This window comes from Shewanella sp. P1-14-1 (assembly GCF_001401775.1).
Taxonomy (GTDB): Bacteria; Pseudomonadota; Gammaproteobacteria; order Enterobacterales; family Shewanellaceae; genus Shewanella; species Shewanella japonica.
The window spans coordinates 1-25,732 of sequence record NZ_LKTL01000018.1 but is presented as its reverse complement, the minus strand read 5'-3'; the positions used below and the strand labels follow the sequence as shown (position 1 = coordinate 25,732).

The following is a 25,732-nucleotide window of genomic DNA, read 5'->3' as shown; positions in this document are numbered from 1 at the left end:
GCGTCCAGTAATATATTTTTGTTATCTGATTGATATTTAAGTTTTTATTATTCTATTTGATATTTTTCTATTGGCTCTTAGCGAGTATTTTTTAAAAAACGTCTCTGAGAGGGCGTTTTTGTTGTGAGCTGTGTCACTAAAGATGTTTTCTGTTACTGGTTTTGTAGTTATTTACTCTGTTTTAAGGCTTTGGCTTGTAAATTTATTCTGCATCAGTAAACTTGCCGCGATTTCAAATTGAGCAATTGCTCTAATGATGTAAGAGATTAAGCAAACATTAGATTTGCTACAAACAGAGACTAATAATGAAAAAGACACTATTGACTGTGGCAGTAAGTGCCATGCTTTTCGGGGCAACGACTCAAGTGAATGCAGCTGGTTTTCAGTTAGCGGAATACTCATCAACGGGTTTAGGCCGTGCTTTTGCTGGTGAAGCGGCAATGGCAGATAATGCTTCGGCTCAAGCAAGAAACCCTGCAATGTTAACTTACCTTGAAGGTCGTCAACTTTCAGCAGGTGCGATTTACATCATGCCAAATGTTGATGTTGTAGGTGACGTCAGTATTTCTTCTCCAATATTAGGTCCTGATCCTGTCATTATTGCAGCGGATGCTACTGATTTTGCTGATAGTGCGGTTGTGCCTAACTTTTATTACTCTAATCAGTTGAATGACAACTGGACTTGGGGTTTAGCGGTTAACTCAAATTACGGTTTAGCGACAGAGCTTGATGCAACCCATCCAGCGTCTTTATTCGGTAATGAAACTGGGATTACAACTGTCGAGTTTAACCCGAATATTGCTTATAAAGTTAATGAAGCATTCAGTGTCGGTGCCGGATTACGTGTGGTGTATGGTGAAGGCCATGTTGGCGCATCTATGCCGGGTTGGATTGATGGCGTGAAACAAGCCGTTCCTGCTCTTGCCCCTCAACTTCCTGATGCAGGTGCGAGCCTTAAGTATATGGAAGGTGATGATATTACCTTAGGTTGGCAATTAGGCACAAGCTGGCAGATCAATGAAGCGCATCGTTTAGGCTTTGCTTATCACAGTGGCGTTGAACTTGAGTTAGATGGCTTTGCATCTGGCTTATTGTACGATGGCGGTCAAGATGTGCACATTGAAGGCTACTTACCGATTGAGTTACCTGCATTTGCTGAGTTAGCTTCACATCACCAATTAACTGAAAACTGGGCAATGCATGCAAGTGTAAACTGGACTCAGTGGAGTGTTTTTGATGAGTTAGTAGCATACTTCCCTGGCGAAACTAAACCAATTGACTCAACAACGGGTTTACCATTGGAGTCTGATTTAGTTAAAGAAGAGAACTTCAAAGATAACTGGCGTTTTGCTGTCGGTACAACATACCAACTTAACGACAAGTGGTTAGTTCGTGGCGGTATGGCACTAGATCAAGGTGCTGCGCAAGACGAATACCGTTCAACAACAATTCCAGATTCAGATCGCTTATGGTTCAGTGCTGGTGCAGGATATCAAGCAACGAAAAACTTAACGGTTGATTTTGCTTTGACCTACATCAAAGGTGTGGGGGACGCGCCAATTGACGAAACTCAAGACCTACTGGGTTTAGCATCAGTTAATTATAGCGGTGATGTTGAAGCTGATGTTTGGTTAGCTGGTATTCAATTAAGCTATAAAATGTAATTTGAAACTGTAGATTACATTGAAAAAGCCTCGCACTCGCGGGGCTTTTTTGTAGGCTAAATATAGCTTACAGCACAATTATTCTCATTGTGAGTGTAACGGACTTGAGATCGGTGATTATCCGTCTTAACTTAGTAAAGATAATTTTTACAGTGTTATATAGCGCAAGCGTGCAGAACACTTTTTAAAATAACACTGCTGACAATCTATAGGTAGATAATGACTTCTAAGAAATATGTTATTGCGCTCGATCAAGGTACGACAAGTTCTAGGGCGATTGTATTCGATCACAATGCCAATATGGTTGCTGTGGCGCAAAGAGAGTTTTCTCAGATATATCCTCAAGCTGGGTGGGTAGAACACGATCCGATGGAGATTTGGTCGTCGCAAAGTTCGTCATTAATCGAAGTCTTAGCAAGGGCGAGTATTAGCGCTGATGAAGTGGCATCAATTGGCATCACAAATCAACGTGAAACAACAGTGGTGTGGGATAAACGCACTGGTAAGCCAATATACAATGCCATTGTTTGGCAATGCCGTCGTAGTCAAGCCATATGTCAGCAGTTTAAAGCGGATGGGTTAGAGGAGGATATTAAGTTTGCCACAGGTTTAGTACTCGACCCTTATTTTTCTGCCAGTAAAATTAAGTGGATTTTGGATAATGTTGAAGGTGCGCGTGAAGAAGCCCAAGCGGGAAATTTGTTGTTTGGCACAATAGATACTTGGCTAGTGTGGAAGTTGACTCAAGGTAAAGTGCATGTAACCGAGCCGACTAATGCGTCACGGACGATGTTGTTTAATATCCATCAGCAGCAATGGGACGAAAAACTGTTAAAAGCGTTTGATATTCCAAGGGCAATGCTGCCAGAAGTGAAACCTTCTTGTGCTGTTTATGGCACAACCACGATTGCTGGTGGTGAGATTGCCGTTGCTGGTATGGCGGGAGATCAGCAATCTGCGTTATTTGGTCAGCTTTGTTTTGAGCCAGGAATGGCAAAAAATACTTATGGCACAGGTTGTTTCTTATTAATGAATACAGGCCAGAAAGCCGTATCATCAACTCATGGCTTATTAACCACTGTAGCAATTGGTGGAGACTTATCGGTAAACTATGCATTAGAAGGCTCAGTGTTTATGGGCGGTGCTGTGATCCAATGGCTTCGTGATGAAATGGGCTTGATTCAGGATGCACAAGACACGGAATATTTTGCTAATAAAGTGGAAGATACCAATGGAGTGTATTTGGTACCTGCATTTGTTGGTTTAGGAGCACCTTATTGGGAACCTGATGCTCGTGGCGCGATTGTCGGTCTGACTCGTGGCGTTAACCGCAGTCATATCATCCGTGCAGCATTAGAAGCGATAGCCTATCAAAGCCAAGATTTACTTGCAGCGATGAGCCAAGATTCGGGAGTCCCGTTGACTCAAGTTCGCGTCGATGGCGGTGCAGTTGCAAACGATTTCTTAATGCAGTTTCAAGCTGATATTAGTGATGTGGATGTGATTCGACCTCAGGTTACAGAAACTACGGCGATGGGGGCTGCATTTTTGGCTGGGCTTGCTGTTGGTTTTTGGCAATCAACTGCTGAACTTAATAATATCGCAGCGGCCGATAAAACGTTCTTTGCATCGATGGAAACTGATGTACGCAATCGTTTATATTCAGGTTGGAAAAAAGCTGTCCAACAAACAGTTTAATGGTGAAGTTTACACTTCTATATCGATATGTCTTGCAGGTGATTTAGTATCTGCGGGTTGAGCTTGGTTTGTATTAGGACGTGATATAGCTGCATTTGGGGTTGATGTGTTTGGTGGCAATTGCGATTGCGGCGCTTCATGACTATCAGCATCTAAGGCATTACTGTTGCTTACCTTTTTGACATCTCGTTTAAAACTACCCACTTGCTTTGGTGGTGTTGCTGTTATGGCATATATGGTGTCTAAGCTCATGATGGCCTCCTCATGGTTGTCGATAAATGATGGATCTAAGTCGATTCATATACTATATCGGCAATCTTTGGTTAGTATTTAGACAATTTAAGTATAACTTTGTTTCATCTTTCTTGGTATTTTCCCTTTTGCTTATACGCAATGGTCATTTTTGACTCACATGTGCTGCTCTGTTTTATATATCATTCAATAGAACAAAATGTGCTGGTTAACGGCAATCATTATTGCCAGTCAGTTATCGACATCATGTTTTCGGTGGATTTTTATTTTTATTTTGCCTGTAAGATCGACCCTATTTGTTATTTTTATATGAAAATGGTCACAATTTGGATCAAATCCCCCACATTCTTTACTGAGATGAACGCTGTTATGTCTATGGTTTCGTTCATTTACCCATCTAAAAACCACTTTTATCCACTCGCTTATCATTAATTAAAATTTGCTGCGAACCCGCTTCAGAACTGGATTTAATTAATGTTGTCATCCCTTGACAATACTTGTGTTGTGTCCCTAAACTTAAGGGTTGTGGGGAATTGTGGATATTTGTGGGAAATTTAATAACAAATTATAGGATTTGATGACCGTGTTTCGGGGTGCCAGTGCAATAAATATGGATGCAAAAGGACGGATCGCTATTCCAATGCGATACCGAGAATCCTTGCGCGCCGAGCACGAAGGCATTGTGGTTATCACCGTTGATATTCAATCACACTGCTTACTGATCTATCCGATCCATGAATGGGAGTTGATTGAAGCCAAGTTATTACAATTGTCTGACACAGATAAAGTCGAACGTTCTATGAAACGTAGATTACTCGGTCACGCTCACGAATGTGAGTTGGATGGCAATGGACGTGCGCTTGTTCCACCTGCATTAAGACAATACGCCAGCTTGCAAAAGAAAACGATGTTGGTGGGTCTACTCAATAAATTTGAATTATGGGATGAAGCTGCTTGGCAACAACAGATGGATGAAAGCCATGAGTTGATTCAAGCAGAAGATCTCGCAAACCATGAAAGATTAGCTAATTTTTCATTATAAATAACCCAATTAAGAAGAGTCTAATGAGCCAAGAATTTGCCCATTTATCTGTACTACTAAAAGAAACCGTTGATGGTTTAAATATCCATGAAGATGGCATCTATATTGATGGCACTTTTGGGCGTGGTGGTCATTCTAGGCATGTATTAAGTCAACTTGGTGACAATGGACGTCTAATTGCGATCGATCGTGATCCCCAAGCTATTGAAGCGGCTAAGCAATTTGCTGATGACCCTCGCTTTCAGATTGTTCACGGAGGTTTTGGCCAATTGGCTGACTACGTTACTGAGCTCGGGCTTAAAGGCAAAATTGATGGTGTGTTATTGGACTTAGGTGTGTCATCGCCTCAGTTGGATGATGCTGAACGTGGTTTTAGTTTTCTACGCGATGGTCCACTAGATATGCGAATGGATAACAGCCAAGGTCAAACGGCTGCTGAGTGGATCGCTAAAGCAGAAATTGAAGATATGGCTTGGGTTTTTAAAACCTACGGCGAAGAGAAAAATGCGCGTCATATTGCCCGATGTATTGCTGCTGACCGTGAAGAAACTCCTTTTTTACGCACAAAAGATTTAGCCGATCTAATTGCTCGAATTACTAAAAATAAAGAGCGTAATAAGCATCCAGCGACACGTGTTTTTCAAGCTATTCGTATTTATATCAACAGTGAGCTTGAGCAAATTGAGCAAGCGTTAGAAGGCGCAGTTTCAGTATTGGCGCCAGAAGGCCGCTTATCGGTGATCAGTTTCCATTCTTTAGAAGACAGAATGGTAAAACGTTTTATTCGTAAAAATAGCCAAGGTGAAAGCGTGCCACACGGGCTACCGATAACAGAAGCGGAAATAAATAAATCGAGAAAGCTAAAAGCGATTGGCAAAGCAATGAAGCCGTCGGATGTTGAAATTGAGCAGAATCCACGAGCACGAAGCTCGGTGTTACGCGTTGCTCAACGTCTTGATTATTAATTATTGAGCACAGCGACATCATAAAGAGGTTAATTTGGGACAATCATCAATAAAATTATCACGCATTGTGATTGCCGATATCTGGCGACATAAGTGGATTTTATTATTGTCGATGGTGGTGTTAGCCAATGCGGTAGGGGTGGTTTATACCAGCCATGCCACGCGTAAGTTGACCTCGCAGTTAGATCAGCTTTTACAAGAGCGGGATCGTTTAGATATCGAGTGGCGCAATTTGTTACTCGAAGAGCAATCTAAGTCTGAGCATAGCCGTGTTACTCGTATTGCTACTAAAGATTTAAAAATGGTTCGACCCTTACCTAAAGAAGAAGTGGTTATCAGGCTGCAATAACAGAAAAGGAATGATTGAGTCAGTAAAATGAGCAGACAAGCAAAACGTAAGTTAAATCCAGAGTTAATTCCATGGCGATTATTCGTAGTGGTAGGCTTTGTTTTGCTTTTATTTACGGCCTTGATTGCTCGAGCGGCTTACATTCAGATTATTGAACCAGATAAATTGCGTCACGAAAGTGATATGCGAACCCTTCGTACCAGCAGTAACCAAGTGCAACGTGGCTTAATCACTGACCGTAACGGCGAAATGCTTGCGGTGAGTGTGCCTGTGCGTGCAGTGTGGGCAGACCCTAAAGTGTCGCACGACAAAGAAGCATTTAAAGATATGCGCCGCTGGCAAGCCCTTGCAGATGTATTGCATTTACCTGTTGAAAGCATTGTAGGCAAAGTGCAGCGAGATCCTAAACGCCGCTTTATCTATTTAAAACGTCAAGTGACTCCTGCAGTTGCTGAATATATTAAGCAGCTAAAAATTGCTGGTATTTATTTAAAATCCGAATCTCGTCGTTACTATCCTGCTGGTGAAACTGCAGCGCAATTAGTTGGTTTGACGAATATTGATGATGTTGGCATTGAAGGTATTGAAAATGCTTACGATAGCTGGCTTACAGGCACGCCTTCTAAGCAAAAAGTACGTAAATCTCGAGATGGTAAAGTCGTCCAACGTCTAGATATTGTTGAAGAGGGTGAAAGCTCAAATGATTTAGTGTTGAGTATTGACCAGCGAATTCAACAACTTGCTTACCGTGAATTAAAACGCACAACAGAAATTAACCAAGCAACGTCAGGTTCAGTGGTGGTGCTTGATGTTCATACTGGTGAAGTGTTAGCGATGGTGAATACACCATCTTACAATCCTAATTCTCGAGAAAACCTACAATCATATCGAATGCGTAACCGTGCATTAACCGATACGTTTGAGCCTGGTTCAACAGTAAAACCGTTTGTGGTTGCTGCAGCATTAGAGGCTGGCACAATTGAACGTAATGATTTAATTAAAACCTCACCGGGCTGGATGCGAGTGGGTGGTCGTCAGGTACGTGACCCGATAAATTATGGCGACATGACTTTAGATAAAATCTTAGTGAAATCCAGTAACGTAGGTATCAGTAAGGTATCGCTATCTATGCCAGTGCAAGAGTTATTGGGTACATACCAGTCAATGGGGTTAGGTAATTATTCTGGCATTAATCTCGCGGGTGAAAGTGCCGGATTGATTCATGATCGTCGCCGCTGGTCTGATTTTGAAAGAGCCACTCTTTCATACGGTTACGGCTTAACCGCTACGCCACTACAGTTAGCACGAATGTATGCCACCCTAGGAAGCGGCGGTGTGCTTTATCCTGTTTCGGTGTTAAAACTCAAGCAAGCCCCTCGTGGTGAGCAGGTTATTTCTGAGCAAACAGCCAAAGATGTCATGGAAATGATGCTGGGTGTGACTGAAAAGGGTGGCACTGCGACCCAGGCGCATATTGATGGCTATCCAATTGCAGGTAAAACAGGAACCAGTCGTAAATCAATTGCTGGTGGTTATGGTGATGATTATGTGTCGCTATTTGCCGGTGTCGCGCCAGTTCATAACCCTCGCTTAGCGATATCTATCGTGGTTAACGAGCCAAAAGGCGATCGTTACCATGGTGGTGATGTTGCAGGCCCAGCATTTGCAAAAATCATGTCTGGAGCATTACAGATGCTCAACGTAGAGCCATTGAATGAGAAAGAAAAAGTGGAATTAGCTGCCATTGCTAGGAGGGCTGAATAATGCTTCTTAGTGATTTGCTTGCTCCTTGGTTTCATTATGCCGGTCGTGAGGTCGTGGCCTCGATGACATTAGATAGTCGTCAAATTAAACCAGGCAGTTTGTTTGTTGCATTACCAGGCCATCAAGTTGATGGCCGTCAATTTATTGATAAATCCATAGACTCTGGTGCGATAGGTGCGCTTATTCATACCGATAATCCGGATGAACATGGCAAAGTTGAACATCATGATACTGGCGCAGTATTAGTCTACTTTTTTCAGTTAAGTCGTCAGTTATCGGCAGTCGCAGCACAGCTTTACCCGGTTCAAGGGCAAGCAATGTCAATTATTGGCGTAACTGGAACAAATGGTAAAACATCAGTTAGCCAGCTAATTGCACAGCTCGTTACCCTCAAACAGCAAAAAGCTGCGGTGATGGGTACACTAGGCAATGGTGTGTGGGGACAGTTAGTTGATAGCGGTAATACCACGGCTGATGCGATAACAATAATTGAGCAAATTAGTGCTTTTCAGCAGCAAAATGTGTCAGCGTGTGCCATTGAAGTATCTAGTCATGGCCTGGTACAAGGCCGAGTGGAGGCCGTTCCTTTTGATACGGCAGTGTTTACTAATCTTAGCCGTGACCATTTAGATTATCATGGTGACATGGATGCGTACGGCGCAGCCAAAAAGCGTTTATTCACCTTTCCATGTGTTAAGCATGGCTTACTCAACTTAGACGATGCCGTTGGCTCGCAATGGTATGCTGAATTCGATTCCCACACTATGTTTGGCTTTAGTACAAAAGCACCTGTGACTTCACAAGATATTGAAACGCAGCAATTAGCGCGGTTTTATACGGATAATATGCAGTTTAATGATGCAGGTGTTAATTGCGACTTTTATTACCCTTCAAATGTCAATGATCAGCAATCAGCATTAGTTAAAGCTAAGTTAACATCGCCACTGCTTGGTGATTTTAACTTATCAAATCTTGTTGCAGCGATAAGCGCACTTTTCTTACAGCAATCTAGCCCTAATCGTGACTCAATGAATGAGTTATTGGAGCTTGTGCCATTGCTCACCCCAGTTGCGGGGCGTATGGAGCGCTTTAATCAGCAAGATGGCCCCACTTTGGTCGTTGATTACGCCCATACGCCAGATGCTATTGAGCAAGCGTTAAAAGCATTAAGAATCCATTGTCATGGTACTTTGTGGTGTGTTTTTGGTTGCGGTGGTGATAGAGATACAGGTAAGCGACCATTAATGGCTCAAGCGGCTGAGCATTACGCAGATAAGGTCATGGTGACAAGTGATAATGCGCGTAGTGAAGACCCTATGACCATTATCAATGATGTTGTCGCTGGTCTAAATAAGCCCGAGCTTGCTTTGACAGAAATTGACAGAATCACAGCCATTAAGAAAGTCGCTACATTAGCGAAAGCAGGTGACATTGTTTTGCTAGCAGGTAAGGGGCATGAGACCTATCAAGAAGTGTCGGGTAAAAGAATTGATTATGATGAGCGTGCGCTAGCTATGCAATTAACGGGCTGTGACACTATGACCACCAGTGTAAGCGAACAAAAGGGGCGCCTATGATCCCTATTCAATTATCCGACTTAGCACGTGAGTTAAATGCCACGTTAGTCGGCGCTGACATAGAAATTAATGATGTCACAAGCGACAGCCGTAAGATGGCTGAAAGCAGTTTATTTGTTGCATTAAAAGGCCTGCGTTTTGATGGGCATCAATTTGCGCCAACCGCGATTGAAAATGGTGCGCAAGCGTTATTAGTCGAGCATGAACTTGCTGTTAATAATGTACCTCAATTAATTGTGAGTAACACGCAAAAGGCAATGGGCGCTATCGGTGCGTATGTTCGTCAACAAGTGTCGCCAATTGCGGTAGCATTAACTGGGTCAAATGGTAAAACGACTGTGAAAGAAATGGTTGCGACGATTTTATCGCAGCACCATAACGTGCTTTACACAGCGGGAAATTTTAATAATGAAATTGGTGTGCCGTTAACCTTACTTAGGTTAGAGCATCAACATGAATTTGGTGTGTTTGAGTTAGGGGCAAATCATCTGGGTGAAATTAATTATACTTCATCTTTAGTGACGCCTCAGGTGGCGTTAGTCAATAATGTTGGCCGTGCTCATCTTGAAGGTTTTGGCTCGATTGAAGGTGTTGCTAAGGCCAAGTCTGAAATCTTCAATCATTTACAAAAAGATGGCGTAGCAATCATAAATGCTGACGATCAATTCTCACCATTTATGATGGATAAAACTGCCGAATTTACGCAACTTAAGTTTTCGATATCAGCAGAGAATGAAGCTGATATTAAGGCGTTAGATATCGTCGCTGATAACAGCGGATGTTATCAATTTAGCTTAGAGTACCTTGGAAAATCACACCTTGTACATCTTCCATTAGCAGGCTTGCACCAAGTCAGTAATGCTTTAGCTGCTACCGCTATTTGTATTGCGCTTAACATCCCCGTTTCTGACATTGTGACAGGGCTCAGCCAGTTGTCACCAGTGAAAGGGAGAATGGTGCCGCATAACTTAGGCAGAGTATTATTAGTTGATGATAGTTATAACGCTAACCCAACTTCTGTCGATGCCGCAATGAATTGGCTTAAACAAACTCGAGGTTTTCAGTGTTTAGTGCTGGGAGATTTAGGTGAATTAGGTGACAATAGCGCCCTTTTGCATGCGGAAGTTGGTAAACAGGCCAAAAAAGCTGACATCGATGCCTTGTTTTGTTGTGGTCAACTGACTGAATCAACAAGTAAAGCGTTTGGAAGCGAGCATTATGAGGATACTAAATCCTTAGCAAAAGCGTTAATTGAAAAAATAAATCAGTTACCTGGTGAGGTAACCATTTTAGTAAAAGGTTCTCGAAGTGCAGCGATGGAAACTGTAGTCGAAGAGTTGTTAGAAGCCAATAGGCGTGGGGAGTTTGTTTAGATGCTGGCTTATTTAGCTGAGTATTTAACCCAGTTTTACAGTGGGTTTAATGTTTTTTCATATGTGACTTTTAGAGCCATTCTTGGCCTGATGACAGGTCTTATCTTTAGTTTATGGTTTGGTCCGAAACTGATTGAGCGATTGCAGTTGATGCAAATTGGTCAAGTTGTCAGAAATGATGGCCCTGAATCACATTTTAGTAAGCGTGGAACACCTACAATGGGTGGTTTACTGATACTTGCTGGTATTTTTGTCAGTGTTTTATTGTGGGGTGACCTATCGAATCGATACGTCATTGTCATGTTATTTGTACTTGGAACATTTGGCGGTATTGGCTTTCTTGATGACTATCTAAAAGTGGTTAAAAAGGATTCCAAAGGTCTTATTGCACGTTGGAAATATGCTTCGCAATCTATCGCAGCCTTGGTCGTTGCGTTTTATTTGTATAGCTCGGCATCAATTCCTGGTGAAACGCAATTAGTTGTCCCGTTTTTTAAAGATGTAATGCCGCAACTTGGTCTGCTTTATATCGTGTTGGTTTACTTCACGATTGTTGGGGCGAGTAATGCCGTTAACTTAACAGATGGACTTGATGGTTTAGCGATCATGCCAACAGTGATGGTAGCAGGCGCTTTTGCACTGATTGCTTACTTATCTGGCCACGCGCAATTTGCTAATTATTTACATATTCCACATTTACCCGATGCGGGTGAGCTGGTGATTGTATGTACGGCAATTGTTGGAGCTGGTTTAGGTTTTTTATGGTTTAACACATACCCTGCACAAGTTTTTATGGGCGACGTTGGCTCGTTAGCGCTAGGCGCAGGCTTAGGTGCTATTGCGGTATTAGTGCGACAAGAAGTGTTATTGGTGATCATGGGCGGTGTTTTCGTGATGGAAACTGTGTCGGTGATTTTACAAGTTGGTTCATACAAATTGCGCGGACAACGTATATTCAGAATGGCGCCAATTCACCATCATTACGAATTAAAAGGTTGGCCAGAGCCAAGAGTGATCGTTCGCTTTTGGATTATTTCATTGTTCCTAGTCATGCTAGGACTGGCAACCCTTAAGTTAAGGTAGTTAGCAATGCAATCAAGCTATTCACATATTGTTTTGGGACTTGGGGCGACAGGGTTATCTGTGGTTCGTTATTTGATGTCTCAAGGAATAACACCATTGGTGATGGATAGTAGGCGTACACCACCAGGTCAAGATACGTTAGCGCAGGAGTTTCCTGATGTTGAGTTATTAACCGGTGGCTTTGTTTGCCGATACTTAGTGCAAGCTAAGCAAATTATTGTGAGTCCGGGTATTCCTATCGACACGCCTGAAATCCGTGCTGCTATGGATATGGGAATTGAGGTTATAGGTGATGTTGAGCTATTCGCTCAAGCAATAGCAGATAGACCGCCTTGTGTTGTCGCTATTACTGGTTCAAACGGTAAAACAACAGTGACTACCTTAGTGTATGACATGCTCAATACTGCAGGTAAAAAAGTCGCAGTTGGTGGCAATATTGGTATTCCTGTTTTGGACTTACTGGCTACAGATGCTGAATTCTTTGTACTAGAGCTATCAAGCTTTCAGCTAGAAACAACCCATAGCTTGCAATGCATTGCAGCGACTTGTTTGAATATCAGTGAAGATCATATGGACAGATATCACGATATTCATTCGTATCGCGCCGCTAAGCTGCGCTTATATCAGCAAAGCCGCTTCGTGATGTTTAATCGTGATGATGCGTTAACTTATCCAGATGAGCCAACAAACCAAAATACGTTTGGTTTAAGTGTACCTGAAGGTGACGAATGGGGCTTAGCTGACGGCAAAATCTTGCATGGTGAAAGTGAGATTATGAATTTGCATGAGGTGAGCTTAATTGGTAGCCACAATCAGGCAAACTTACTGGCGGCGATGGCATTGGCTGATGCCTGCGGTATTGATAAGAATGTGATGATCGAGATTGCCTCACATTTCAGTGGGCTTGCGCACCGTTGTGAATTAGTCGGGTTGAAACAAGGTGTCACGTACATTAATGACTCAAAAGCCACCAATGTTGGTGCTACGGTTGCAGCCTTAAACGGACTAAGCGATCACTTGGGCGACCTCATTTTAATTGCTGGCGGTGAAGGCAAAGGTGCAGATTTTAAAGAGCTTGAAAAATCACTGACCAATGTTACTCAAGTGATTACCTTTGGCAAAGACGGAAGCAAAATTGCGCAGTTAAAAGCTGAAAGTATTGAAGTGAATAACTTGGAAGAGGCCGTCGCGAAAGCTGTTGAGATCACTTTTTCTGGCGATATCGTGCTACTTTCGCCAGCTTGTGCAAGTACTGATATGTACAAGAACTTCATGGATAGAGGTGATCACTTTAAACAATTAGTGGAGCAGATTGAAGATGGCGAGGGGTGAGCAACAACTTAGCTTATTCCAACAAGTCCTAAAAAGGCCTTGGGCAAACATTCTGTCTGAAACCACACCCAGTGATCAGCTTTATGACCGTAGTTTATTTTTGGCTGTTGCAGGGTTAATTACATTTGGCTTTGTGATGGTGATGTCAGCGTCTATGCCTGAAGCGCAGAAACTGACAGAGAACCCGTTTCATTTTATATATCGCCACGTAGCGTATTTAATGGGATGTGGTGTGATCGCTTATGCCGTACTCAATATTGAGCTGAAGTTTTGGGAGCGTTACAGCGCATATTTAGTGTTGTTGGTGTTGCTATTACTGGTAGCTGTATTAGTGGTGGGAACCACAGTCAATGGGGCTACCCGCTGGTTAGCGATTGGGCCTGTGAGAATACAGGTCGCTGAGATAGCCAAGTTTGTTTTTATTATTTACATGGCGGGGTACTTAGTTCGTCGTCATGGTGAGTTAAGAGAAAACAGTAAGGGGTTCTATAAACCTATTTTTGTCTTTTTACTGTTTGCTTTTTTGATTCTTGCTCAACCAGATTTAGGTACTGTCGTCGTACTTTTCGTCTGTACTGTCAGCCTGTTATTTTTGGCAGGAGCACGAATCATGGACTTTTTGGTACTGATATTTCTCGGTATCGCCATGTTTGTTTTTTTAGTGGTGTTTGAGCCTTATCGAATGCGACGGGTGACGTCATTTTTAGACCCATGGGAAGATCCCTTTGGGAGTGGTTACCAGCTAACTCAGTCACTGATGGCTTATGGTCGTGGTGATATTTTTGGGCAAGGTTTGGGTAACAGTATTCAAAAACTGTCGTATTTACCAGAGGCACATACAGATTTTATCTTTGCTGTTATTGGTGAAGAACTTGGTTTTGTTGGTATTGTTTGCGTATTAACTGTGCTGTTTTTTGTATCGTTTAGAGCGATCCGATTGGGTAATTTGTGTTTGAGTATTCAGCGCCCATTCGAAAGTTATTTAGCATATGGCATTGGTATATGGATTTGTTTTCAGACAGTAGTCAATGTGGGGGCCAGTATTGGTATGTTGCCCACTAAAGGTCTGACGCTGCCCTTTATTAGTTATGGCGGTAGTAGTTTATGGGTCATGACGGCAGCGGTAATGTTACTGATACGAATTGATCATGAACGGCGGTTAAGTTTAACGCAAGCGGTGCAAGGGAGAGTAAAAAAGTGAGCCCTAATATGACTGATGCACCTAAATTATTGGTGATGGCTGGCGGCACGGGCGGACATGTATTCCCGGCGTTAGCAGTTGCAAAAGAATTAGCCAAAAAAGGTTGGCAAGTACGCTGGTTAGGTACGGCTGACAGAATGGAAGCAAGGCTGGTTCCTCAACATGGATTCGATATTGAGTTTATTGATATCAAAGGTGTGCGAGGAAATGGAATAGTAAGAAAATTGGCTGCACCATTTAAAATTATACGTTCAATATTACAGGCTAAAGCGTTCATTAATGAATATCAGCCAGACGTGATTTTAGGCATGGGTGGTTTTGCCAGTGGCCCAGGTGGTGTGGCGGCAAAATTGGCAGGCGTGCCTTTAGTATTACATGAGCAAAATGCAATTCCGGGCATGACTAATAAGTTGTTATCTCGCATTGCTAACAAGGTACTTTGTGCATTTCCGAATACCTTTTTACCGGCAACCAATGCAGAAGTCGTTGGTAATCCAATTAGACAAGAGTTAATAGAGCTCGGTCAAAAAGAGAAAGTATGTGATGACGAAGCCTTAAAGGTGTTAGTTGTTGGTGGCAGTTTAGGCGCAAAAATATTTAATGATGTTATGCCGGATGTGGTTGGGCAATTAAGTCAACAGCATTCAATTACCGTGTGGCATCAAGTAGGTAAAGGAAACCAACCTACTGTCAATAGTCACTATCAGGACAAAGGCCAAGCAGCCAATGTCAATGTGGCAGAATTTATCGATGACATGGAAGCCGCATATCGCTGGGCAGATGTTGTTGTTTGTCGTTCAGGTGCATTAACAGTATCTGAATTAGCCGCTGTAGGACGGGCAAGTATTTTAGTGCCTTATCCCCATGCTGTAGACGATCATCAAACTATCAATGCTTCAGTATTAGTAGAGGCTGGTGCGGCAATTTTATTGCCGCAAACCATAGTAAATGCAGATAATTTAGCTGAGAAGTTAACCCTTTTCGCTGAAAAAAGACATGTTGTATTAGAGATGGCTCAGCAAGCAAGAAGCGTTGCTGTTTTAGATGCCACCCAACGTGTTGCAGGTATTTGTGCTGAATTAGCACGAAAGGATTGAAATGACAAAAACAGAAAAGTACGCCCAATTACGTAGCATGATCCCTGAGATGAGACGGATTAAGAAAATCCACTTTGTCGGAATAGGTGGTGCAGGCATGGGTGGGATAGCTGAAGTATTAGTAAATGAAGGCTATCAGATCAGCGGCTCAGATATTGCTGTTAATAGTGTGACTGAAAGGCTACAAAGTTTAGGGGCAAAAATCATCATTGGCCATCAGGCTGCAAGCGTTACAGATGTTGATGTTGTGGTCGTTTCAACGGCAATTGATAAGCAAAACCCTGAAATCATAGCGGCTAAAGAACGCCGTATTCCGATTGTCCGTCGTGCTGAGATGTTGGCTGAATTAATGCGTTACCGTCATGGCGTTGCGATTGCTGGCACCCATGGTAAAACAACGACGACAAGCTTGATTGCCAGTGTTTACGGTCAAGCTGAACGTGATCCAACATTTGTTATTGGTGGATTGCTCAATAGTGCCGGAACCAATGCTCGTTTAGGGACAAGTCGTTATTTGATAGCAGAAGCCGATGAAAGTGATGCAAGCTTTTTGCATTTACAGCCTATGGTCAGTGTTATTACTAACATTGAAGCTGATCATATGGACACTTATGGTGGTGATTTTGAGAAGCTAAAGACGACCTTTGTCGACTTTCTACATAACTTGCCATTTTATGGTGTTGCCGTGATGTGTATTGATGATGAAGTCATTCAAGAAATCATGCCAAGAGTCGGTAGACAAGTCGTTACTTATGGCTTTAGTGATATTGCTGATGTACAAGCATTGGATTTCAAGCAAGTTGGCCATCAGTCGCAATTTAACGTACGCCGGACGGGGCGTGAAGATTTAGCCATAGTGTTAAACCTTCCTGGCGAGCACAATGTGTTGAATGCACTGGCAGCGATTGCAGTCGCTACTGAAGATGATATTGATGACGAAGCTATTGTTGCAGCACTTGAAGAATTTGAAGGGATCGGAAGACGTTTTCAGCATTTAGGTGAGTTTGATACAGCAAACGGTAAGGTGATGTTGGTTGATGATTATGGTCATCACCCAAGTGAGGTACTTGCAACGATCAAGGCGGCTAGAGCTGGTTGGCCTGATAAGCGCTTAGTGATGGCATATCAGCCACATAGATATAGTCGTACCCGTGATTTGTACGAAGATTTCGTTGAAGTATTATCTCAAGTCGATGGCTTGCTGTTACTTGATGTATACGCAGCGGGTGAAAGTGCCATCCCTGGAGCAGACGGCAGAGCATTATGTCGCTCAATAAGATTGCGTGGGCAAGTTGATCCAATATTTGTCGCATCGCCTGAGTTACTTGCTGATGTGTTGCCTGACGTTTTACAAGAGGGCGACTTATTGCTGACTCAAGGCGCTGGTAATATTGGTGCACTATCCAAAATGCTTGCATCATCTAATTTAGGTTTTGATGAGTCGAACAAAGAAAGTGTTGATTGATTATTAAACGATAACTGTTTGTAAATAGAAGCTTTAATACAGTCAGCATGCTAGATATAATGGTGAATTGCCAAATGAAAGTGACCAGATACAGTTGGGAGTTACAGTAACCGTGGCGTGGAGTGATAAAGCTCGCCAATTAAAAGGCCATTTGAGTCAAGTCAATTGGTACTTATATACCGGATTACTGTTTTTACTGACAGTGCTGCTGACTATCGTGTGGGCTGGCTTAAAGCTGAATGTATTATTGAACGATGCAGATGCATTGCCTATTGATGCTGTAGCGATTAAAGGTGAGCGAATTTATACCACAGATGCAGAGATTCAAGCTGCATTACAAGCATTAATGCAGCGCAGTTTTTTTAGTGCAGATGTGGTTGAAGTGCAGTTAGCGCTAGAAGCATTACCTTGGGTACATCATGCGTCAGTGAGACGTGAATGGCCGGCTAAATTGAAGGTGACATTACAAGAACAACAGGCTGTAGCACACTGGAATGGTGACGATTGGCTTAATGTTCATGGTGATGTGTTTATTGCTCAATCACATGAAAGTATCGCAGCATTACCAATGCTTTCTGGCCCAGAAGATATGTCTTCTGAAGTGTTAACGAGTTATCAGCAATTGGCTGATTTATTGAGTATTAATGGTTTTAAGCTTGCGAGTTTAAGTTTAAGCCCACGGCATGCATGGCATGCGACATTGGATAACGGCATCCTTCTTGAATTAGGTCGAGAAGATAAGATGTCGAGAATACAAAGATTTATAAATGTTTATCCTGAAATAACAAAAAATGACAAGCCAATAGCAACCATTGATTTACGCTATGACACGGGTGTTGCCGTTGGCTGGGACGATACTAACACAGAGAGTCGACACTAAATGACCAAGAATCAGGAAAGAAATCTTATCGTAGGCTTAGACATTGGCACGTCCAAAGTCGCAGTGATCATTGGTGAAGTGCTACCCGATGGTGAGATAAGTGTGGTCGGTTTAGGTAACCATCCTTCACGTGGCATGGATAAAGGTGGTGTGAATGATTTGGACTCTATTGTAAAAAGTGTTCAACGTGCACTTGACCAAGCTGAACTAATGGCTGACTGCCAAGTATCATCAGTCTATTTAAGCATTTCAGGTAAGCACATCGCCTGCCAAAATGAAAATGGCATGGTGTCAATTAATGATGAAGAAGTAACGCAAGAAGATGTGGACAATGTGATTCACACCGCTCGCTCAGTTAAGATCCCAACAGAGAGAAGGATCTTACATGTGTTACCGCAAGAATATTCTATCGATGTTCAAGATGGTATTAAGAGCCCAATTGGCATGTCGGGTATGCGTATGGAAGCAAAAGCCCATATTGTGACTTGTGCAAACGATATGGCAAAGAACATCACCAAGAGTGTTGAGCGTTGTGGCTTAACAGTAGATGACTTAGTTTTTTCAGGTATTGCTTCCGCTGATTCTGTTTTAACTAATGATGAAAAAGATTTGGGTGTATGTATTGTCGATATTGGTGGCGGAACGACTGATATCGCGGTTTATACCAATGGTGCATTACGACATTGTGCAGTGATTTCTGTAGCCGGTAACCAAGTAACGAGCGATATTGCGAAGATTTTTAGAACGCCATTAACTCATGCCGAGCAAATTAAAGTGCAATTTGCTAGTGCACGAAGTTCAATGGTGAGCCGTGAAGACAGTATTGAAGTTCCATCTGTGGGTGGTCGTCCTTCACGCAGTATGTCTCGTCATACGTTGGCAGAAGTCGTAGAACCAAGATACCAAGAATTATTTGAATTGGTATTAAAAGAATTAACTGACAGTGGTTTAGAAGATCAAATTGCTGCAGGGATTGTATTAACGGGCGGTACAGCTTCTATTACAGGTGCTGTTGATATTGCTGAAGCAACTTTCGGCATGCCAGTTAGGGTAGCGTCACCGCTACCAGTGAAAGGCTTAAATGAATATGTTGATCAACCTATTTACTCAACAGGAATAGGTTTGCTTCATTATGGCGCCAGACGCGTTATCGAACGTCAGTTCGAACGTCCTGAGCGTCAAGGGGTTACCAGTCTTTTGAATCGGGTCAAAAGCTGGTTTAAGGGTGAATTTTAATAACGCAGGCAAACGGAGATCAGACAATGTTTGAGATCATGGACACTCATAATGACGAGGCGGTGATTAAGGTCATCGGCGTCGGTGGTGGCGGCGGAAACGCTGTCGAACATATGGTTAAACACAGCATCGAAGGTGTTGAGTTTATTGTAACGAATACGGATGCTCAGGCATTACGCAAATCAGGCGCTGGCTCAACAATTCAATTAGGACGTGATGTCACTAAAGGGTTAGGTGCTGGAGCGAACCCTGATGTGGGTCGCCAAGCTGCAGTTGAAGATAAAGAAAACATCCGCGCTGCGATTAAAGGCTCTGACATGGTCTTCATTGCTGCAGGTATGGGTGGCGGAACGGGTACTGGTGCTGCACCAGTCGTTGCAGAAATCGCTCGCGAAGAAGGCATTTTAACAGTAGCGGTAGTTACCAAGCCGTTTCCGTTTGAAGGCAAAAAGCGCATGACGTTTGCTGATCAAGGCATTGCGGAGCTAGCAAAACATGTTGACTCATTGATCACAATTCCGAATGAGAAATTGTTGAAAGTCTTGGGCCGTGGAACGTCATTGCTAGACGCTTTCGCTGCGGCAAACAATGTTTTATTAGGCGCAGTGCAAGGTATTGCTGAACTAATTACGCGTCCTGGTTTAATTAACGTGGATTTCGCCGATGTGAAAACCGTGATGTCAGAAATGGGTAATGCCATGATGGGCACAGGTGTTGCAACTGGTGATGATCGTGCAGAAGAAGCTGCGGAAGCTGCAGTTGCAAGTCCTTTACTAGAAGATATTGATCTAGCTGGCGCGCGTGGCGTATTGGTCAACATTACAGCCGGTATGGATATCAGTATTGAAGAGCTTGAGACTGTGGGTAACCACGTAAAAGCATACGCTTCTGATAATGCGACAGTGGTTGTTGGTGCAGTTATTGATCCAGAAATGAGCGAAGAGTTACGTGTAACTGTTGTTGCTACAGGAATCGGCGCTGAGAAAAAGCCTGATATTCAATTAGTGACTAAGCCTGTTGCTCGTCCAGAGCCTGCACCGGTTATTGAGCCTAAAGTTGAACCTGCAGAAGAGCCAGTACCAGCCGCTAGCTATGTAGCGCCTACTGGAAATGCGGTTCCAGCACAGCAACCTGCGGCGCAACCTGCAACGCGTGCTGACGGTGATTACTTAGATATTCCAGCATTTTTACGTAAGCAAGCTGATTAATTGTTGAAAGTAAAAATGAAAATCTAAAAACGCTAAGATGTTGATAAAATGTTACTTGTGTAAGTAGAGGCGTAGAAAAACACAGTAAAGGAGTCTTTTTTGTGAAAAGACAATTTTATGGTAGTATATCGCCTCAGCTTACTGGGTAAACTCAGTAAAAGCAGTGCAATAATGTTTATTAATAAGTGATTAAAACGGGTAACTGAATGATTTTTCAAAGAACTGTTCAAAAAATGGTGAAGAGTACTGGTGTCGGATTGCATTCCGGCAACAAGGTAACTCTGTGCATTATGCCCGCACCTGTTAACACTGGTATCGTACTAAGACGTACAGATTTAACGCCTGCAGTGGAAATTCCTGCTAAGGCAAATCTTGTTCGTGAAACAACAATGTGTACGGCATTGGTTAATGACGAAGGTGTTCGCATTTCGACTATTGAACATTTATTCGCAGCGCTTGCAGGCCTTGGCATAGATAACGCTGTTATCGAAGTTGATGCTCCTGAAATCCCGATTATGGATGGCAGTGCAAGCCCGTTTGTTTTTTTACTGCAAAGTGCAGGTATTAAAGAACAAGCAGCCGCTAAAAAATACATTAAGATCAATCAAACCATTCGTGTTGAAGATGGAGATAAATGGGCTGAATTAAAACCATTTAAAGGTTTTAGAGTTGATTTCAAAATTGACTTCAATCACCCAGAAATTTCGCGTAGTCAGCAACACATGGTGATGGATTTTTCAACATCTGCGTTTGTTAAAGATATTAGCCGAGCAAGAACGTTTGGCTTTATGCAAGATATTGAATACCTAAGAGCTAACAATTTAGCGTTAGGTGGCAGCATGGAAAATGCTGTAGTGCTTGATGAGTATCGTGTTCTTAACCCTGATGGTCTGCGATATGAAGACGAATTTGTTAAGCATAAGATTCTTGATGCGTTCGGTGACTTATATGTAGCAGGACATGCCATTGTTGGTGAGTTCTGTGCGTATAAAACTGGTCATGCTCTAAACAACCAATTGGTAAGAGCATTACTGGCACAACAAGAAGCTTGGGAGTTAGTCAGCTTTGAAAATGAAGTTGATGTACCACTTAGCTTTATGGTGCCGGGCGCTGTATCTTTAGCGTAAAGAGTTAAGATTGCCTATTACGGCTGGCTAATGCAGCCAGCCGTTTTAGTTTTTCACCAAGAGACCCTTCAACGTGATCAGCCAATGTTTGCAGATGCTCTGCAGCGACAGGGCTGATTTTTGCGTAATTAGTTGGTGCTTTACTTGGTGTTATTGCTAACCCTGGGTTGACTTTAACCTCTATTGCGGTAAGCATTGGAAGCGTCTCTTCCTGAAGTTGTTGCAGTAGTTTGGTCTTTTGGAAATTTATTCTAGCAGCCCATGCAGCCGAAGTAGTTTCAATAACAAGAACACCCTGACGAAGATTAGCGACTTTTAGCTGCTCACTAACAGGACCATTTAAACTCTGCTTTACGTAAGTATTCAGCTGGTTTAATAGCTCTGCTTTTTCAGCTAGTTCCGGTAATGTTCCCGATTGATGTAGTAATCTACTGAGATCTTGAGGGGGCTTTTTCATATGATAATAAGATGGCTGAGTTAGGCTATGAGTGTAACAGTTTTTATTCAAGGTCGAAATGGAGTAACACGTTGGCATCCTAGCAAACGTTGGTTGCTTCTACCTATCCTATTAGTGGCAGCAGGAACTGGTCTTTACCAGCAAAATGCTGATCGCTTTGCTGCACAGCAGACGAAAGTTGATGAAAATCAAAAGTTGCGTGAACAGCAAAAACAACAAGTTCTAGACCTCAAAAAAGCGACTGAAACTCAACTAAGTACATTAGTTGCCCACGTCGCACGCATGCAAGCTAATGTGACTCGTTTAGAGGCATTAGGCCAGCAAGTCGCCGAAAATAATTTACTTGAAGATCAATTTGATTTTACTGCTGACGTTGGTGTTGGTGGGTTAAGTGAAATCGGTGCAGGTGTTGAATTAAACCAACTGCTAGACGATATGTCGCAGCTGGCATCCAGAATTGATAATAATAATGTTCAGTTAGCACTACTTGAAACTGTGTCAACTAATCTCCATATAGATAAAGAACGTTATATATCAGGGCGACCAATTGTCAAAGGTTGGTTATCTTCGCCCTACGGTTTACGAAATGACCCTTTTAATGGTCGTAGAACAATGCATAAAGGCATTGATTTTGCGGGTAAAGAAGGAGGCGATGTTATCGCGACTGCTGCAGGCGTGGTGACATGGTCAGGAAATATGCTTGGTTATGGTGGGCTTGTCGAAATTGATCATGGAAATGGTCTTCGAACCCGCTATGGACACAATAAATCTATGTCAGTAAACGTAGGTGACGTCGTTGCCAAAGGCGATAAAATTGCCAGTATGGGTAGCACAGGCCGTTCAACCGGTCCCCACGTGCATTACGAAGTATTGCGAAACGGACAACAAATCGATCCTAGAAAGTTCGTTTATCGCAAGGCTAGTTAATAACATTTTCGGTTAAGTCGCTCAATTGAGCTCAACCTACAAGAGATAAGTGATTAAGATGTTAGGCAAATTACTGACAAAAGTATTCGGCAGTCGTAACGACCGTACCTTGAAAGGCCTTGGTAAAGTTGTAACTAAAATTAATGCATTAGAAGCTGAATATGAAAAGCTGACTGATGAAGAATTAAAAGCAAAAACGGACGAGTTCCGTCAGCGTATTGAAAATGGCGAAACGTTAGACGCAATTATGGCTGAAGCATTCGCAACAGTGCGTGAAGCCTCTAAACGTGTATTCGAAATGCGTCACTTCGATGTGCAGCTATTAGGTGGTATGGTGCTAGATAGTAACCGTATTGCTGAAATGAGAACAGGTGAAGGTAAAACATTAACCGCTACCTTGCCTGCTTATTTAAATGGTATTACAGGTAAAGGTGTTCACGTTATTACCGTGAATGATTACCTAGCAGCACGTGATGCAGAAAATAACCGACCTTTATTTGAATTCTTAGGCTTAACTGTTGGCATTAACGTGGCAGGTTTAGGTCAAGTCGAGAAAAAAGAAGCGTATAACTCAGATATTACTTACGGTACTAACAACGAGTTTGGTTTTGATTACCTCCGTGACAACATGGCGTTTTCGCCTCAAGAACGTGTTCAGCGTCCATTGCATTACGCCCTAATTGATGAAGTCGACTCAATCTTAATTGATGAAGCACGTACGCCATTGATTATTTCAGGCGCAGCTGAAAATAGCTCTGAGTTGTACATAAAAGTTAATACACTTATTCCTAATCTTATCGTTCAAGAAAAAGAAGATACTGAAGATGAAATTGGTGAAGGTGATTTCAGTATTGATGAAAAGGCTAAGCAAGTTCACTTTACAGAACGTGGTCAAGAAAAAGTAGAAACTTTACTTATCGAGCTGGGTGTATTGGCTGAAGGTGATTCACTTTATTCAGCAGCTAACATCTCGTTGCTGCATCATGTTAACGCAGCGCTTCGTGCACACACTTTGTTCGAGCGTGATGTCGATTACATTGTTAAAGACGGCGAAGTTGTTATTGTTGATGAGCATACTGGTCGTACAATGCCAGGACGTCGTTGGTCTGAAGGTTTACACCAAGCTGTAGAAGCTAAAGAAGGTGTAAATATTCAGAATGAAAACCAGACATTAGCATCTATCACATTCCAAAATTACTTCCGTCAATACGAGAAGTTAGCCGGTATGACAGGTACAGCTGATACTGAAGCATTTGAATTCCAACATATTTACGGGCTAGATACGGTTGTCGTTCCGACGAACAAGCCAATGATTCGTAATGATATGGCTGACTTGGTGTACTTAACAGCTGCTGAAAAGTACAACGCAATTATTGATGACATTAAAGGTTGTCGTGAGCGTGGTCAGCCAGTGCTAGTTGGTACAGTATCAATTGAGCAATCTGAATTATTAGCAACACTATTAAAGCAAGCTAAGATCCCGCACTCAGTATTGAATGCGAAGTTTCATGAAAAAGAAGCACAGATTGTTGCAGATGCGGGTAGTTCAGGCACGGTCACTATTGCTACTAATATGGCAGGTCGTGGTACCGATATCGTCTTGGGTGGTAACTGGAAGGTTCAAGTTGATGAATTAAAGAACCCTACAGATGATCAAATTGCTAAAATTAAAGCTGAATGGCAAGTTCGTCATGATGCAGTAATCGCAGCTGGCGGTTTACACATCTTAGGTACAGAACGTCACGAATCTCGTCGTATTGATAACCAATTACGTGGTCGTGCTGGTCGTCAAGGTGATGCAGGTTCTTCACGCTTCTACTTATCAATGGAAGATAGCTTAATGCGTATCTTTGCATCAGATAAAGTAACGGGCATGATGAAAAAACTAGGTATGGAAGAAGGCGAAGCCATCGAACATCCTTGGGTATCACGTGCTATTGAAAATGCACAACGCAAAGTAGAAGCACGTAACTTCGATATTCGTAAGCAATTACTTGAGTATGACGATGTTGCTAATGACCAACGTCAAGTCGTTTACTCACAACGTAATGAGTTAATGGATGCTGAAAGTATCGAAGATACGATTTCAAATATCGAACAAGATGTCGTAAGCAGTGTGATTGATCAATATATTCCACAACAATCTGTTGAAGAGCTTTGGGATGTTCCAGGCTTAGAGCAACGATTAGAACAAGAATATGGTTTAAAACTGACAATCCAACACTGGTTAGATACTGAAGATGATCTTCATGAAGAAACTTTACGTGAGCGTATCGTCAACAGTTGGAGTAATGCATACAAAGCCAAAGAAGAGATGGTTGGCTCACAAGTGCTACGTCAATTTGAAAAAGCGGTAATGCTGCAAACTCTTGATGGTTTGTGGAAAGAGCATTTAGCGGCAATGGATCATTTACGTCAAGGTATCCACTTACGTGGTTATGCTCAAAAGAACCCTAAGCAAGAATATAAACGTGAATCGTTTGAATTGTTCCAGCAAATGCTTGAGTCACTCAAACAAGATGTGATTAGTGTTCTTTCAAAAGTTCAGGTACAAGCACAGTCTGATGTTGATGAAATGGAACAGCGTCGCCGTGAAGAAGAAGCTAAGATCCAACGTGATTATCAACACGCTGCTTCAGAAGCGTTAACTGACAACAGTGAAGCAGAAGCGGCGATGCCAAGAACGGTAATCCGTGATGGTGAGAAAGTTGGTCGCAATGATCCTTGCCCTTGTGGTTCAGGTAAGAAGTACAAACAATGTCACGGTAAATTAAGCTAAAAACGCTTTCTTTATATAGAACCAAAAAGCAGCTATTGATAGCTGCTTTTTTTATATCCTGATTTTAGGCTGAAAAAACATCATTCTTGTTGTGTTTGTGGATAACTATGGGGGTAAATAGTGTGTAGCTTGTGGCTAATGAAAAACATGCAAAAAAATCATATTTTTTTGCAAAAAGCCCTTGCACGGTTTCATAATCTCCCTATAATGCGCATCCACTGACACGGCAAACCACGCAATAGCATGGTGTACACGC

At 42.4% G+C, this 25,732-nt stretch carries 21 protein-coding genes; 19 read left to right on the top strand and 2 right to left on the bottom strand.

The window, feature by feature from the left end; translation table 11 throughout:
* Positions 1-305: 305 nt before the first annotated feature.
* Positions 306-1,664, top strand: a complete 1,359-nt coding sequence (locus tag AN944_RS13800; RefSeq protein WP_055025215.1) for an outer membrane protein transport protein — start codon at positions 306-308, stop codon at positions 1,662-1,664.
* Positions 1,665-1,883: 219 nt separating this feature from the next.
* A complete protein-coding gene (glpK, locus tag AN944_RS13795; protein WP_055025214.1) occupies positions 1,884-3,362 on the top strand; it encodes a glycerol kinase GlpK in 1,479 nt (492 codons plus the stop codon).
* Positions 3,363-3,371: 9 nt separating this feature from the next.
* Here the strand turns inward: glpK and AN944_RS13790 are convergent, their stop codons facing one another.
* Entirely contained in the window at positions 3,372-3,614 is a 243-nt protein-coding gene (locus AN944_RS13790) for a hypothetical protein (RefSeq protein ID WP_055025213.1), read from the bottom strand.
* Between the two features lie 583 nt (positions 3,615-4,197).
* On the opposite strand from AN944_RS13790, the gene mraZ reads away from it, so the two are divergent.
* From mraZ to lpxC, 15 genes are all read left to right on the top strand, one after another.
* A complete protein-coding gene (gene mraZ / locus AN944_RS13785; protein WP_055025297.1) occupies positions 4,198-4,656 on the top strand; it encodes a division/cell wall cluster transcriptional repressor MraZ in 459 nt (152 codons plus the stop codon).
* A gap of 23 nt (positions 4,657-4,679) precedes the next feature.
* Entirely contained in the window at positions 4,680-5,621 is a 942-nt protein-coding gene (gene rsmH, locus AN944_RS13780) for a 16S rRNA (cytosine(1402)-N(4))-methyltransferase RsmH (protein ID WP_055025212.1), read from the top strand.
* Positions 5,622-5,655: 34 nt separating this feature from the next.
* The gene (gene ftsL / locus AN944_RS13775; protein WP_055025211.1) at positions 5,656-5,970 is read left to right on the top strand and encodes a cell division protein FtsL; all 315 of its coding nucleotides are present in this window, start codon (positions 5,656-5,658) and stop codon (positions 5,968-5,970) included.
* A 27-nt stretch (positions 5,971-5,997) separates the two neighbouring features.
* Positions 5,998-7,734 carry a penicillin-binding protein 2 gene (locus AN944_RS13770; RefSeq protein ID WP_055025210.1) on the top strand — a complete coding sequence of 579 codons (1,737 nt, stop codon included), beginning with the start codon at positions 5,998-6,000 and terminating at the stop codon, positions 7,732-7,734.
* A complete protein-coding gene (gene murE / locus AN944_RS13765) occupies positions 7,731-9,311 on the top strand; it encodes a UDP-N-acetylmuramoyl-L-alanyl-D-glutamate--2,6-diaminopimelate ligase (protein ID WP_055025209.1) in 1,581 nt (526 codons plus the stop codon). The genes AN944_RS13770 and murE overlap by 4 nt, the downstream gene beginning before the upstream one ends.
* Entirely contained in the window at positions 9,308-10,684 is a 1,377-nt protein-coding gene (gene murF, locus AN944_RS13760) for a UDP-N-acetylmuramoyl-tripeptide--D-alanyl-D-alanine ligase (RefSeq protein WP_055025208.1), read from the top strand. The genes murE and murF overlap by 4 nt, the downstream gene beginning before the upstream one ends.
* Positions 10,685-11,767, top strand: coding sequence for a phospho-N-acetylmuramoyl-pentapeptide-transferase (gene mraY, locus AN944_RS13755; RefSeq protein WP_055025207.1), 1,083 nt, complete (start codon positions 10,685-10,687; stop codon positions 11,765-11,767). It begins immediately after the preceding gene.
* Positions 11,768-11,773: 6 nt separating this feature from the next.
* Positions 11,774-13,099 (top strand): UDP-N-acetylmuramoyl-L-alanine--D-glutamate ligase, encoded by a 1,326-nt coding sequence (gene murD / locus AN944_RS13750; protein ID WP_055025206.1) that lies wholly within the window; start codon positions 11,774-11,776, stop codon positions 13,097-13,099.
* Positions 13,086-14,300, top strand: a complete 1,215-nt coding sequence (gene ftsW, locus AN944_RS13745; RefSeq protein WP_055025205.1) for a cell division protein FtsW — start codon at positions 13,086-13,088, stop codon at positions 14,298-14,300. The genes murD and ftsW overlap by 14 nt, the downstream gene beginning before the upstream one ends.
* A gap of 8 nt (positions 14,301-14,308) precedes the next feature.
* Positions 14,309-15,397, top strand: a complete 1,089-nt coding sequence (gene murG, locus AN944_RS13740) for an undecaprenyldiphospho-muramoylpentapeptide beta-N-acetylglucosaminyltransferase (RefSeq protein WP_055025296.1) — start codon at positions 14,309-14,311, stop codon at positions 15,395-15,397.
* Position 15,398: 1 nt separating this feature from the next.
* Complete coding sequence (gene murC / locus AN944_RS13735) at positions 15,399-16,862, top strand: UDP-N-acetylmuramate--L-alanine ligase (protein WP_055025204.1); 1,464 nt, start codon at positions 15,399-15,401, stop codon at positions 16,860-16,862.
* A 112-nt stretch (positions 16,863-16,974) separates the two neighbouring features.
* On the top strand, positions 16,975-17,742 hold the full coding sequence (locus AN944_RS13730; protein ID WP_144430197.1) for a cell division protein FtsQ/DivIB: 768 nt from the start codon (positions 16,975-16,977) through the stop codon (positions 17,740-17,742).
* Positions 17,743-18,978, top strand: coding sequence for a cell division protein FtsA (gene ftsA, locus AN944_RS13725; RefSeq protein WP_055025203.1), 1,236 nt, complete (start codon positions 17,743-17,745; stop codon positions 18,976-18,978). It abuts the gene before it with no gap.
* Between the two features lie 26 nt (positions 18,979-19,004).
* On the top strand, positions 19,005-20,186 hold the full coding sequence (gene ftsZ, locus AN944_RS13720; RefSeq protein WP_055025202.1) for a cell division protein FtsZ: 1,182 nt from the start codon (positions 19,005-19,007) through the stop codon (positions 20,184-20,186).
* A gap of 206 nt (positions 20,187-20,392) precedes the next feature.
* Positions 20,393-21,313, top strand: coding sequence for a UDP-3-O-acyl-N-acetylglucosamine deacetylase (gene lpxC / locus AN944_RS13715; protein ID WP_055025201.1), 921 nt, complete (start codon positions 20,393-20,395; stop codon positions 21,311-21,313).
* 4 nt (positions 21,314-21,317) lie between these two features.
* Here lpxC and AN944_RS13710 read toward each other — a convergent pair whose 3' ends face one another.
* A complete protein-coding gene (locus AN944_RS13710; protein WP_055025294.1) occupies positions 21,318-21,770 on the bottom strand; it encodes a DUF721 domain-containing protein in 453 nt (150 codons plus the stop codon).
* Positions 21,771-21,797: 27 nt separating this feature from the next.
* Between AN944_RS13710 and AN944_RS13705 the strand changes: the two genes are divergently transcribed.
* The gene (locus tag AN944_RS13705; protein WP_055025200.1) at positions 21,798-22,697 is read left to right on the top strand and encodes a M23 family metallopeptidase; all 900 of its coding nucleotides are present in this window, start codon (positions 21,798-21,800) and stop codon (positions 22,695-22,697) included.
* Positions 22,698-22,755: 58 nt separating this feature from the next.
* Positions 22,756-25,476 carry a preprotein translocase subunit SecA gene (gene secA / locus AN944_RS13700; protein WP_055025199.1) on the top strand — a complete coding sequence of 907 codons (2,721 nt, stop codon included), beginning with the start codon at positions 22,756-22,758 and terminating at the stop codon, positions 25,474-25,476.
* The last annotated feature ends 256 nt before the right edge of the window (positions 25,477-25,732 follow it).